We start from the raw sequence: 13,583 nt of genomic DNA on the forward strand, positions 1-13,583 counted from the left end.
ATGCAAGATATAAAAAGTATAGAACAGGCGGTTTTTGCCTGCGTTGACGGTTCAAAATACTCAGAGGCAGTATGTGATTATGCGCTTCACATAGCAAAGCAGCTAAACCTAACATTAGTTTTGCTAAATACGATCGAGCACCCAAATGCCTCATCGATTACAAACCTCTCTGGAAACTTGACTCTTGGAGAGAGAGATCTACTTCTTAATGAACTCTCAGACGAGGATGCGCAAAAGAACAAAGAGAGCATAAACCACGGCAAAGAGATCTTAAAAGAGCTAAAAGAGAGAGTCACTGACAAAGGCTACAGCAATGTTGTCATCTCCCAAAGACACGGCACTCTCTACGAAAACCTAAAAGAGCTCGAAGATAAACTAAGAGTGGTCATTTTTGGCTTCTCAGGCATGGGGCATATGCAAAAAGAGGATGAAGTAGGCTCTTGCGTAGAGAATATTATAAGAGATGTCGATGCGCCGATAATCTTGGTAAACAAAGAGTACACTCCTATAAAGAGCGTAATGATAGCTTTTAACGGTGAGAGCGGCTCTACAAAAGCTTTAGAGGAGCTATCTTCTTCACCGATGCTTGAGCATGATGTAAAGAGATACGTTGTAAATATAAACAATAATCAAAACAGATCTGATGAGCTGATAAAACATGCAAAAGAGATCATCAAAGATGAGACTCTAAACTGTGAGTTTATCCAAAAATCAGGTGAGCCTCTAGAGAGCATCTTGGAGTGTATTGAAAAAAATAGCATTGATATGTTAGCTATCGGCTCTTACAGCCACGGTAAACTTAAAACCGCTCTCTTTGGAAGCCTTACGACGAAGCTTATTCAAAACGTAAAGATTCCTCTCGTTATTTTAAAATAGTATCCTCTAGCTTAAAATCCTTAATGTAAAAGATACCGACACCCTGTCCGGTCTCTTTTACATCAACGTCTATCCTCACCGATCTGCTGAGGCTGTACTGCAGCGTCAGGCTTGAAATATCATCGTTTTTATAGACCATACGTACTCTCTTGCCAAAACGCTTACCTATCTCATACCCTAACGTTCCATCCTCGTTTGTAAGAATGTTGAGCGTATCTATCTTTAGGTTTGCCGACTTGCTTAAAAACCCTTTTAACCCTGCTCCCAAAGCCAGCGTTCCAAGAGAGCTTCTTGACTCTTTGCCTGTAGTGTCAAAAATAGAAGAGGTAGCCTCACCAAATAGAATATAGGAGATGATATCATCCTGACTCATTTGCGGATTTGATGAGAGGATAAACACGGGAGACTCGACTCTGTTTGTTATATATATCTCTATATCTACATTATCAAGCGTGTAGTGGTGAAGATTTAGGTTTAGGTACGGGTTGGCGTAGTGTTTATCATAAAAGTATATCTCGCTCTCATCAAACTCAAACTCTCTATCGCTGATAGTTGCGACTCCGCTGTGTATCTGCAGAGCGCCGAGTATCTGCAATAGACCGCCAAACTCTTGATAGATAACTAGATTTGGAGTGACCAGAAGTTCAACGTCTTTTATTTTGTACTCAATTGGTTTTGACGAGTAGACTCTGATATTTAGCTCTCTTTTCTCATGCTCTTTTTTGGGCGGTTTAATATCTTGGATAATTATAATATCCTCATCCTTTATAGCATACTCTTTTTTTGGAACATAGGTAATTACTCCGCTAAGTATCTCGATATCGCCGCTAATGCTCTGTGAGCCGTTACTATTTACAGATGCTTCAATATCAACTCTTACACTTACATTTGCATCCTCTGATTCATAACGAAACTTATCGCTCTTTATAGTAACGTCAGCACTCATTTCAGAGTAGTTCAGCTCTCCGCCTATAAGCAGATTGTCATAGACCCAAAACTCTTTGAGCTCAATGATGTCGTTTTGGCTTAGAGAAATTTTTGAGGCTCTTTTTGAATAAACTCTCTTCTGCATCACTCCAATATTATAGCTTTTAACGATAACCTCTCTATCCGCATAAAAAAATTCAACATAAGAGTCTCTATCCGTATATATATTTTGAGAATCAAGCTCTAACCTATACCAAGGAATATCGACTCTTGTATCTACTTCAACTCCATCTTTAAGCGCTACTTTTGCCTTTAAGATAACAGAAGCATCAAAAAGCAGACTCTCATCTATAAGTTCGAGTTCGATTAGAAGAGTCCTAATAGAGTCTATATTTGCCTCCACCATAAACTCTCTATTTTGAATACTTCCTTTTATATCAAACTTGCTCTCTCCAGCTTTTAAAACACCGACAAGACCATTTTCATCCTCAAAGAGTGTCAAAGAGAGCTTGCCTGTGCCGATGTTTGCTCTTAAGCTCTCTTTGTTTTTTAACACAAAGACATTGAGCTTGGAAAATCTATCAATGTTATACTCTCTTAAGTGTGGCGCATCGCTTTTTGGATAGAGTTCGCCTGTAAGCGCTATGGATTCGTTTTTAAGCTCGACTTTTGCATCCAGATCCGCATAAATGCTCTTAGCCTTTAGTAAAAACTCTTTAAAATCTTTTGTCTGCGCATTTACAACTATATCTTTTGCCCCAAGATCAAACTGTGTCAGATTCTCATCTCTTTTTATAGCAACACTGAAGCTCTCAAAAGGAAGATTAAACTCATCTTGCACTATTTTTGCCTCTAGGTTTGATGTAGCTTTCCCATCAAGCCCTACTCTGCTTTTTTGCTCGATGGCAATATTATTGTTCGCATAAAGAGCAGTGTAATCTGAGTAGAGCGTAAAGAAATCATCACTAAAACTATAAGTCGCATGAAGTTCTATATTCTCTAAAACAAGATCTTCTACATCTTTAAAAACAACGCTCTTTAGCGATGTTTTAAGATCTGCTTCTTTGCTAGATATGTCAAAAAAGAGCTCAATCTTGCTTGGCGTATATCTTAAAAAACCAAGATACTCATTATGAAACTTCTCACTTGGCAAAAGAGTAGATCTTCCTTTGAGGTTATTCTCCTTAACACTCCCCTCAAGAGAGAGAGCTGCATAGGGGGTCTCTGCCTCTAAGAGTATCTTTCGTATATCTATTGTCTCTCCAAGTCTTATATCAATAGCAGTGAGGTTTAAGGAGTATATTTCACCTTTATAGGCTGCTTTTACGTTTTGTATATCTACTTTTGAGATGTTAAGAGCAAAAATGGACGATGTCTCTGCACTCTTGGTCTCTAGAAGCTTCTTGGCATCTACAAAAACTCCATTGGCACTGATAGAGCTTACTCTTGGAGTCGGACTCATAAGCATTAAAAGATTGTAGTTAACTCTTAACTCATCGACCTCTATACTATCCTTATACTTTACGCCACTTACAATAACTCCACTAAAGAGCGTTCCCTCTATACCTTTATACTCTACATCATACTCTTTTAGATAGTTCTGCGCCAGATACGGCACTACATCTTTTTGAAACAGAGCAATCAAGATAATAGCTGCTCCAAGCAGTGCAAGAAGAGTTGTAAAATGTAAAAAAGTATAGACTCTTTTTATCAAAACAGCTCTCCTATGTGAAAGTGAATAGCATACTGCTTTGTGGGATCTTCTATATCAAAACCTACATCAATTGCTATAGGACCGATGGGTGTTCTGTAACGAAGACCAAAACCCGCGCTGTAGTATCCGTTGTCATAACTAGGCGTACTATCGTTTCCCAAAAAAGTGTTGTCGCTAAAGAGAACTCCCCTCAGGTTGCCATATATCTCAAAGCGTATCTCAGCCGTTGCCTCTACTATGGAGTTTGATCCGATCAGGTTGTTTCTCTCATCAGTCGGACCCAGCTTTCTATAGCCGTATGCACGATTGCTATGCATACCGCCTGCAAAAAAGCGATAAGATGGAGGGAGATCACCATCTTTAATATCGAGCGTTCCAAAGGTGGCTCTAAATCCTGCAATATAATCATCCACTATAGGTAAAATATAGCCTCCCGTTGCCTTAAACTTATAGTATGTCGCATCAGATATATCACTCTTTAATGAACCCATTATTTGTGAGTTTATAAAGTATCCGCTTGTGGGGTCTAGTATCTTGTCTCTGGTATCGTAGCTCCACTCCAATTTGGGAGAGACCAAAAATATCGTGTGTTCAGGAATAAGGATCATATCGTCGCTGCCGTATGTTTTTGACCTGTCGATATATATGCTCTCTTTAAAGAGATGCGGTGTTCTCTTCTGCAAAAGGTATGGCTCCACAAAGACCCTGCTCTCTTTAAAAGTGACAAAATCCTCATTCTCATAACCTGCCTCCAAGCCGAGTGCGTTTCTGTTTAAGAGCGGCATATCGAAATTTGCTTTTAGAGACTGTTTTATTTGGGTCACTCTCGTCTCAATGCCTATAGTCTTTAGATTGCCTAAAAAATTTCTATGTTTGAGTCCAAGCATAATCATAGCGCCCTCATCACTGCTTACACCAAGACCGGCTTGAAAACGCAGAGGATTTTCATTCTCTAATACGCTTAGGGATAGATCAACGCTGTTGTCTCTTTGTACCTTTGTATCTATTATCGCTTTTGATATGCCCTCATGCCCATAAAGGCTCTTATAGCTCATATCGATCTTGTTTGAAGAGAAAGGTTCACCCTCCTCTATATGCAATATAGACTCAAGTATCTCTGCGTCGATATTTTTTGACGCCATTACCTCTATCTCTCCAAAGCGGCATCTCTCGTTTTGTAAAACTTTATAGTTCAAATATGCAAGGTTTTTCTCTATATCTATCCACGCTTTTGCATCGAGCTCGGCTTTACAAAAACTGCTCTGGGCATAGAGAAGTTTTATATCTTTTTTGCTCTGTATAAATTTGTCGGCATCAAAAACATCCCCCTCTTTAAACGGTATCTGCTTTCCTATATTCAGTCCTGCAGAGTAAGTGATAGTTTTGACGATTATTGGCTTGTTCTCTTTGATGATTATAGTGATGGTACCTTCATCACTGATGTATGAGATCTCTACGTGGTAAAAGCCTTTTGATCTATAGTACTCTTTAAGAGCCTCTATGGTCAATTCTACATCTTTAACCTCTAACGTAGGCTCATCTGCATAAAATTCAAAAAAGTAGGGTTTATGTAACTCTAGCACATCATAAAGTTCTCTTGATGAGATCTCTTTGTTCTGGCTAAAAAAAAGCAGGGGAGTTTCGGCAAGCAGAAGCGTAGAGAAGAGAAAATATATTAAAAATTTCGTTTTCAACTACACTCCCGTAACACCTTATTTTAACTCTTTAAGAGCCTCGATTACTTCATCTATATTTTCAAGCGGGATATGCACTTTCCACTCAGGCTCACCTGCATTTCCAACAAGTGATATACCGATGCTAGCCACACTTGCACTTCCTGCACCGTAAGGCTCGTCGATCTTAGTTACGTTAATAACACCTTTTTTAGTTCCGCTTAATTTAATTGTTTTTGACATTAACTCATCCTTTTGTTTCTTATTTGATTAGTCTAGCAATTTTACCCTGAAGTTTCAACCACACTCTATGTTCCATCAAAGGAAATCCAGCAAAGGTTAAGCCGCTTTTCTCAATACTCTTTGTAACACCGCTGCGTGCCGCCATCGTAGTAAAAGGGGCGATGCTTAGATGTCCTGCCGTAGCACTCTGTCCGCCCAAGACAACATTTCTTCCTAGAGTAGTTGAGCCTGCAATGCCTGATTGGGCAACAATTACAGAGTATTCACCGATAACACAGTTGTGTCCAATTTGAACAAGATTATCTATTCTAACACCTCGCTTTATAAGCGTAGTTCCAAAAACCGCCCTGTCTATAGTGGTCGAGCTGCCTATCTCCACATCATCTTCTATAACGGCATTACCATTTTGGTATATCTTCTTATGTTCACCCATCTTGTTCGTTGCAAAACCGAAACCATCGCTTCCTATAGTAGAGTTTGCGTGGATTATGCACTCGCTTCCTACAATGCAGTCTCTATATATAACAACACCGGGATAGATTATAGTATTGTCTCCGATAACCGTATTTGCGCCTATATAGACATGAGCCATTATAGTACAGTTCTCACCGATCACAGCACCGTTTGCTATCTCCGCTTTTGGGGATATTACAGTTCCTTTGCCTATCTTTGGCTCTGGCAGGGTCGCATCTTCAACAGGAGGTGCAAAATATTTTGAGATTCTCGCCATCTCCCAGTATGGATGTTCAACGACTAAAGCAGCGCACCCTTTGGGCACAAAATCTTTTGTGTGCCCATCAACTATTATAGCGCCTGCATTTGAGTTTTGTATATCTTTTATATATTTTGAATTTGCGACAAAAGAGAGCTCACTTTTTGTAGCATCTTTAAGTGTGTTCATCTTTGTTACTTCAAAGTTCTCGCCGCTAAAATCACACTCTAAAATCTCTGCAATTTTTTTTAAATCCATTGTTACTCCTACTCGTTTAACTTCGCTATCCTCACTTGAAGCCTTTTCCAATCTCTGTGATTCATAAGAGGGAATCCGCTGTAGACTCCGCCGCTTTTGTCTATGCTCTTTGTAACCCCGCTTCTTGCCGTAAAGGTAGAAAAGGGTGCTATCTCCAGATGATCGCTAAAAGCGCTCTGTCCGCTTACAACGCAGTTACGCCCAAGCTTTGTAGAACCCCCTACTCCAGTCTGAGCTACAAAAATAGAGTACTCACCGATGTCGCAGTTGTGTGCGATATGGATAAAATTGTCAAGTTTTGTACCGCGTCTTATTATCGTAGAGTTAAAAACAGCTCTGTCTATTGCACAATTTGCGCCTATCTCTACATCATCCTCTATTATAACATTTCCGTTTTGATATATCTTTATATGTCTGCCCTCTTTTGTATGCGAAAAACCAAAACCATCAGCCCCTATGACCGTTCCTGCATGGATGATGCACTCACTTCCGATAACAGAGTCTCTGTAGATAGTAACATTTGGATAGACAACGGTGTTACTGCCTACTACAACATTCGTACCTATATAGGCACCTGCCATTATGGTAACGTTCGAGCCTATAACTGCACCCTTCTCGATCTTTGCCATAGAGTCTATATAGCACTCTTCGCCTACAACTGCATCGCCAAGATGAGGCTCAATAGGTTTTTTATGAAAAAGCTTTGTAGCCTCTGCCATAGAGATTGAGACATCTTCGCAGACAATGTATGATGACCCTTTTGGAAGATGCTCTATCAGTGCATTTGTTATTAAAAAGGCTTTTGCCTTTGAGAAGTTTAGCTCATTTGCGTATCTTTTATGAACTGCAAATGAGAGTTGTGAGGGCGAAGATAAAGAGAGCTCATTCATAGAGTCTATCTCTACATCTTCCCCTACAAGCTCTAGTTTTAGATGTGAAGCTATATCGCTAAAGAGCACTTAGACCTATCTCTCTAGTGCTACGGCACCGCTTCTTACAATCTCTTTTGGATTGTATTTGTTTATTATCTTTAAAAAGTTGTCAACTCTCTTTGGCTCATCCGCAACCATTACTATAATCACATTATCCCCGACATTGACGATCTTTCCGTTGTATGCTCCGCAAAGCGTGCTTATATCAGTAATATTCTCAGATACCGGAAATTTGATAAGCGCCATCTCTTTTTCAACCAGATCAGCGTGCTCATAAACCTTTAGAACAGGTATAAGCTTATGAAGCTGCTTCGTGATCTGCTCTATAACTCTAACCGAACCTGATGTAACTATAGTAAGCCTAGAGTACTTAGAGTCCGGGATAGGAGCTACGGTTAGCGACGTAATGTTATAACCGCGTCCGGAGAAAAGGTCTGTAATACGAGAGAGTACGCTCGCCTCATTTACAACAATAACAGAAATAACTCTTCTTTCACTCTTCTCCATTATTTTTTCTCCTTTTTCTCTAGTAGCATCATATTAAAGAGCGAGCCTCCTGCCGGAACCATCGGCATAACGTTCTCTAGTCTCTCAACCACGACATCTATAAAAGCAACTATATTTTTCTCGATAGCATCTTTGAGTGCTGCATCAAACTCTTCTTTTGTTGTAACTCTATACCCTATTCCGCCAAATGCCTCTGCAAGCTTGACAAAGTCAGGCTGAACGCTAAGATCGGTCTCACTGTGTCTCTTTTCATAAAATAGAGTCTGCCACTGACGAACCATACCCAGATAGTTGTTGTTAAGTATAATATTTATAACAGGCAGCTTCTTCTCCACTGCGGTCATAAGCTCTTGACAGTTCATAAGTATAGAGCCGTCTCCCGTAAAGTTAATGCTTACCTTATCGGGTGATGCCGCCTTTACACCCATAGCCGCAGGAAAACCAAAGCCCATAGTTCCAAGACCGCCTGAGCTTATCCATTGACGAGGACGGGTAAACGGATAGAACTGCGCAGCCCACATCTGATGCTGCCCGACATCGGTTGAGATATTTGCATCATCGCCTAGAAGTTCGCCGACTCTCTGGATTACCCACTGAGGTTTTAATCTATCTGTGTCTTCATGATATGTAAGCGGATGAAGAGTATCAAAGTTCTTTATGATCTCTCTCCAAGATGCATACTTTGCAGGATTGATATTTGTCGATTGTTTGAGCATCTCCTCTACAACGTTTTTAACATCTCCTACTATCGGATAGTCAGCATTTACAAGCTTTGAGATACTTGCAGGGTCAATATCAACGTGAATAACGCCTGCATTTTTTGCAAACTCGGATAATTTTCCCGTTACTCTATCATCAAATCTGGCACCAAGACCTATTACCAGGTCTGTCTCGCTCATAGCCATATTTGCGGCATAAGAGCCATGCATTCCCAGCATTGAGATCAGGTACTCATCATCATGACTAAGAGTACCTCTTGCCATAAATGTCTCAACAACAGGTATTCCCGTTGCATGAACCAGATCTCTTACTTCGTAAGCAGCATTGGAGTTTATAATACCTCCGCCTAAATAAAAGAGAGGTCTTTTTGCTTTTGCAATAGCCTCCATAGCCTTTTTGATCTGGCGCGGATTTCCTTTTGTATGAGGCTTGTATGTCTCAAGATCAAGCTCAATCGAGTAGTCAAACTTTGCTATCTGAGCCGTTACATCTTTTGGAATATCGACATGAACCGGACCGGGACGACCGCTTGCAGCAATATAGAAAGCCTCTTTAAGTATGCGTGGAAGCTCCGTTGCATCCGTAACCAGATAGTTGTGCTTTGTGCATGAGCGGCTTATTCCAACCGCATCTATCTCTTGAAACGCATCCGTTCCGATAAGACTCATTGGAACCTGCCCGCTTATAACTACTAATGGAATAGAATCCATATATGCATCCGCAAGTCCTGTCACTGCGTTTGTAAAACCCGGACCACTTGTTATCATTGCAACACCGACTTTTCCGCTGGCTTTTGAGTAGCCCTCTGCAGCATGTACCGCAGCTTGCTCATGTCTAGTCAAAATATGTTCAAATTTATCTTGCTTATAAATCTCATCGTAGACATTCATAATTGCTCCGCCGGGGTAGCCGAATACCTTCTCTACACCCTCTGCAATTAAAGCTTCAATGACCATCTGAGCGCCACTTATTTGCATGAAAAGTCTCCTATATTAAAAAATTCGCCAATTATATATAAAATGAGCTATATCTGAGTTTAAATGTGTGAGATAAAAAAAATAGACAGTTTTAGGCTCTATATTTCATTTTGTGATAAAATTGTAACAAAATTAACATCTTAGAACAATTTTGTAAAGATATTGTAAAGAATTTGTCAAATATAAATTGACACTCTTCTCATATACTTTTAAAATCTAATAAAAAGGGATCTAGGATGATGATATCAAAAACAACGGCTCCGTTTCTGGCTTTGCTTTTAGCAGCGTCTGCGTATGGGGTTGAAAACGTAAAGGTTAGCGGGGGTGCAAAATACTGGTACCAGACAACGGTAAAAGACACTACTTCAAATGACTTTTTCCAACAAGAGAGCAGTGTCGGGGTAGCCGCTGTAGAGCTTGGAGTAAGCGCTGATCTTTACGAGGGGTTAAAGGGGAAAGCGAGTGTTATAGGAGTTGACAGTCTTGGATTAGAGCAGAGTTTTGTAAAAGATATATCGTCTGCGGGTGCAGGTCGTGAAAGTGGTGACAACTACTATAGAACACAGATCTGGATAAGTGAAGCAAATCTTGACTACAAAATAGCAAATACTTCAGTAATTGTCGGTCGTCAAGCACTTAACACTCCATTGCTTTTTACAGAGAGATGGAATGCAACATATAACACATTTGACGCAGCGGTGCTAATAAACAGTGACCTTCCTTATACTACGCTTGTAGCAGGTTACGTGTATCAGCATAACGGTGGAGCAAGTGCAGGAAACGCTACTGCAACCAACTTTCCGAGTACAACCATGCACAACGGAAGCTACTACGGTTTTGGCAGTTCTTACGACGGTACAACAGTGACAGACGCAAAAAGAGGAGCATACGCATTTGGTGCTATGATAAAGCCTCCTGTTGAAAATTTGGCTGTTAACCTGTGGTACTACAATATAAACTCGACATTTACTGCTTACTGGGCGGATGCAGAGTATAAAAATTCAGGACTTTTTGTCGGAATTCAAAATGCAGGAATAAATCTGGCAGCTTCAGGTATCGACGATGCGATGATAACTGCTGCAAAAATAGGATATAGCGTGGATAAATTCAGCGCAGACATCTCTTGTTCAACAACGGCAACAGGTGAAGATGGTACGGCGACAATTGCAAATGCCGCAACGGGTGACAAATCTAAAGTGTATACGCAGTCCGTATTTCAAGATGGTGCATTTGTCGGCACACGTGATACTGATGCTATAAGAGCTGCGGCAAGTTACCAGTTTGACGGATTAAAACTAACAGCTTCATTGCAAAACGCAGAACAGACTTCAAAGGAAGGAATGGAATTTGACCTGATTGCATCTGCAAAACTGGGCAAGTATGTAAGTTTAACGGGAATCTATGTTCATCAGGATGTTGATGAAAAAACAGCAGCAGACTTCAAGAACGATGCTATACGTCTAATCGCTGCCGTTAAATTTTAGGAAAATCATGTTTAATGCTCTGGCTCTAAAAGTTTCTCTCCTACAATCAACTTTAAGAGCCGTCTCATTTGCCAAATCTTGTTAGTACAAGATACCTTTATCAGGGTGAGGCTGCTCACCTCTGATAACCGACTTATCGTCACTAGAGCTCTGAGCTGCACTTAGAGCTATAGTCATACTCATCATCACAAAAATCATTGAGATAACTTTTTTCATAGGCAAACTCCTTTATCGTAAAATTCATACTTACATATCCGATCATCATCACAAATATGACCGAAAATATAAATGTGATAAAATAATAACAAAACTAAGGACAATTTTTGTCTTATTTAGCAAATAAATTAGAAAAACTTATCTTGCTTGTACGAATTGTAACACATTTTATTATAACGACTCTGTAAGATATTAAGAATTTTATATGATTTTATTTATAAAATGGAGTTTACTATCATGGATGGTCTCCAGCTCTCAATTAAGCCCTGTTTTTGAGAATTTATATTGATCTTAGTGTGTGGAAACTTGACCTTAAAATCCTCGAAAAAGCCCTCTATACGCTTTGTTAAGCCGTAATAAAGCATATAGTTCTTTATACCGTTTTCTACTTTTTTTTGTTCCATATTTTCATCAAGTGCCTTATAGAGCTGAGTTATATGAGCCTTTGAAAAAACATCTGCTATCTCTTGTGTTTTTGACTTTATTTTCATATATTTTGCCAAAATTCCCTTTGTTCCCTCTATATTTGCATAAAGAGCAAGATCATCTGCTTTTTTAAGATCCTCTTCCCACTGGGCATTAAGAAGTTTTCCGTCTTGGCTCTCTTTTAGAGTCTCAAACTCATCCATAATAGTGTATGCAAGAGCACTGTTTTCCTCTTTTATGGCACCAAAAAACTTTCGTTTTGCCTCTATTAGAGCAATGCTCTCTTTTGCTTCATCCCTAAAGTCATCAAAATCAAGTAATATATGAAATATCTGAAGTGCAGAGTTAGTGTCTCCGTTACCAAGCATTACCTGAGCTTTCATATATAGATTGTCAGAGTAGTTAATAAGAGCTTTGTATTCAGGGTACTCTTTTAAAAACTCAGCCTGTTTTACGATCTCTAAAGCAAGCTTGAACTTTCTGTGAGTTATCGCTTCTCTAAATCTTTTGTAGAGATTTACATTTTGTATGAGTTCTTGAATCAGAGCACTCTTTTCGCTTATTCCCCTATAAGGTAGCAGTATCTCTTGAACTTTGTGGCTTAACTTTTGATCCAGCATATACTTTTTTGCAAGCACAAGGTCTCTCTCCCACTGAGCCTCCATCGACTTATAGACCTTTGTCTCTTTATATAGCGGATGAAGATTCACCAAAGCGTAGGCAAGAGATAGTTTTTTTGATTTTACGTATGATAGAAACTTCTCATACTCCGAGTACTCAGAGAGTAGTTTTTGCATCTGCTGTTTTTTTGACGCAATAAGCATAAAATCTTTAAATATCTCTTCTGCCTTTACTTTTTCAGAGTTTTCCAAAAGCAGTTTTGCTCTTTGAAGCGTCTTCTCCCAGAGTATCTCAAATGTTCTGTGTGGCTTAGTATAAGCTAAAAGCGGATTCTCTCTTATGCAGCCAGAGATATGAGAATACTTTTTTTGCTCCAGCAGTTCACGCAGATGCTTCTCTTTATCAAAGATATCATAAACGAGAAGTTCACCGTTCGCACTTCCTACAATAAGCTCTTCTCTTGCTTCATCAAAGCTCAAAGATGTTATCGCATCAGAGAGTTTTATATACTTTTTTGATATCTGCTCATAAGTTAAGAGATCATATACAAGAACATATCCTAGCTTTGTACCCAAAAAAAGAAATCTGTTTTTGCTTCCCACACATACAGATAGAACTTCGTCATGTATCCCTTTGAGTCTTGCTATGACATTGGCGGAGTTTACATTCCAGACTATTGCCGTGCTCTTTTTATCAAGACTAAAAAGCCTGCCATCTTCTAAAAACTGAACCTTCAGTACGGGAGCGGAGTGGGCTTTTAACTTGCCATGCGGAGTCATCATTGCCAAGTTGTACAGAGAGATATTTTTGTCGTAGCCAGACGTTGCAACCCATTTGCCGTCTTGTGTAAATGCTATGTCGGTTACAAAATCTTTATGGGGAGGTAGCGTGAAAGTAAGCTGTGCGCTATTTATATCTATGCCGTATGTGATCCCCTCATCGCCGCAGGAGAACATATATCTACCATGAGGTTCGATCGCAACGCAGGAGACATCTCCTTGATGTCTATCGACCTTAGTAAGCAGTTTTTTGCCTTTTGTCTCATAGAGCATAGATGTTTTATACTCTTTGTCAATTAGAGCAAAATATTTTGCATCACCGCTAAATGAGACTACTTTTGAGCCATATCTTGTATGCGAGACATCAACTTTTAGCTCATCAAGGAGCTTTAGAGTCTCTATATCCAGATACCTTACTGTCGTAAGCGCATCAACCGCCAAAAGCGTTTTAGCGTCCAAGATCTGTGTATATATTACCGCTTCGCTAAAACTGCTTTTTTTTATCGGCTTCATTCTGG

11 protein-coding genes are annotated in these 13,583 nt (G+C 39.6%); 2 read left to right on the forward strand and 9 right to left on the reverse strand.

The annotated features are described in order from the left end of the window. Nucleotides 1-876 (forward strand): universal stress protein, encoded by an 876-nt coding sequence (locus FCU45_RS04910; protein WP_137012875.1) that lies wholly within the window; start codon nucleotides 1-3, stop codon nucleotides 874-876. On the opposite strand, the gene FCU45_RS04915 is transcribed toward FCU45_RS04910, so the two are convergent. From FCU45_RS04915 to FCU45_RS04945, 7 genes are read right to left on the reverse strand one after another with little or no spacing between them, the layout of a single operon-like run. After that, entirely contained in the window at nucleotides 863-3,517 is a 2,655-nt protein-coding gene (locus tag FCU45_RS04915; RefSeq protein ID WP_137012877.1) for a translocation/assembly module TamB domain-containing protein, read from the reverse strand. The genes FCU45_RS04910 and FCU45_RS04915 overlap by 14 nt on opposite strands. Then, nucleotides 3,514-5,211 carry an autotransporter assembly complex protein TamA gene (locus FCU45_RS04920; protein ID WP_137012879.1) on the reverse strand — a complete coding sequence of 566 codons (1,698 nt, stop codon included), beginning with the start codon at nucleotides 5,209-5,211 and terminating at the stop codon, nucleotides 3,514-3,516. Before FCU45_RS04920 ends, FCU45_RS04915 begins: the two co-directional genes overlap by 4 nt. A gap of 18 nt (nucleotides 5,212-5,229) precedes the next feature. Then, the gene (locus tag FCU45_RS04925; protein ID WP_137012881.1) at nucleotides 5,230-5,433 is read right to left on the reverse strand and encodes a hypothetical protein; all 204 of its coding nucleotides are present in this window, start codon (nucleotides 5,431-5,433) and stop codon (nucleotides 5,230-5,232) included. Nucleotides 5,434-5,452: 19 nt separating this feature from the next. After that, nucleotides 5,453-6,403, reverse strand: a complete 951-nt coding sequence (lpxD, locus tag FCU45_RS04930) for a UDP-3-O-(3-hydroxymyristoyl)glucosamine N-acyltransferase (protein WP_137012883.1) — start codon at nucleotides 6,401-6,403, stop codon at nucleotides 5,453-5,455. An 8-nt stretch (nucleotides 6,404-6,411) separates the two neighbouring features. Next, nucleotides 6,412-7,362 (reverse strand): UDP-3-O-(3-hydroxymyristoyl)glucosamine N-acyltransferase, encoded by a 951-nt coding sequence (gene lpxD / locus FCU45_RS04935; RefSeq protein WP_137012885.1) that lies wholly within the window; start codon nucleotides 7,360-7,362, stop codon nucleotides 6,412-6,414. 6 nt (nucleotides 7,363-7,368) lie between these two features. Then, a complete protein-coding gene (gene ilvN, locus FCU45_RS04940; RefSeq protein ID WP_188109199.1) occupies nucleotides 7,369-7,842 on the reverse strand; it encodes an acetolactate synthase small subunit in 474 nt (157 codons plus the stop codon). Further along, nucleotides 7,842-9,539 carry an acetolactate synthase large subunit gene (locus tag FCU45_RS04945; protein WP_137012889.1) on the reverse strand — a complete coding sequence of 566 codons (1,698 nt, stop codon included), beginning with the start codon at nucleotides 9,537-9,539 and terminating at the stop codon, nucleotides 7,842-7,844. The genes ilvN and FCU45_RS04945 overlap by 1 nt, the downstream gene beginning before the upstream one ends. A 236-nt stretch (nucleotides 9,540-9,775) precedes the next feature. On the opposite strand from FCU45_RS04945, the gene FCU45_RS04950 reads away from it, so the two are divergent. After that, nucleotides 9,776-11,023, forward strand: a complete 1,248-nt coding sequence (locus tag FCU45_RS04950) for a hypothetical protein (protein WP_137012891.1) — start codon at nucleotides 9,776-9,778, stop codon at nucleotides 11,021-11,023. Between the two features lie 81 nt (nucleotides 11,024-11,104). Here the strand turns inward: FCU45_RS04950 and FCU45_RS11805 are convergent, their stop codons facing one another. Together FCU45_RS11805 and FCU45_RS04955 are read right to left on the reverse strand one after the other, a co-directional pair. Further along, on the reverse strand, nucleotides 11,105-11,239 hold the full coding sequence (locus FCU45_RS11805) for a hypothetical protein (RefSeq protein ID WP_281276886.1): 135 nt from the start codon (nucleotides 11,237-11,239) through the stop codon (nucleotides 11,105-11,107). A 215-nt stretch (nucleotides 11,240-11,454) separates the two neighbouring features. Next, nucleotides 11,455-13,578: a WD40 repeat domain-containing protein gene (locus FCU45_RS04955; RefSeq protein ID WP_137012893.1), complete on the reverse strand. Its 2,124-nt coding sequence runs from the start codon at nucleotides 13,576-13,578 to the stop codon at nucleotides 11,455-11,457. Nucleotides 13,579-13,583: the final 5 nt, after the last annotated feature.

It is taken from the genome of Sulfurimonas crateris, from assembly GCF_005217605.1.
Taxonomy (GTDB): domain Bacteria; phylum Campylobacterota; class Campylobacteria; order Campylobacterales; family Sulfurimonadaceae; genus Sulfurimonas; species Sulfurimonas crateris.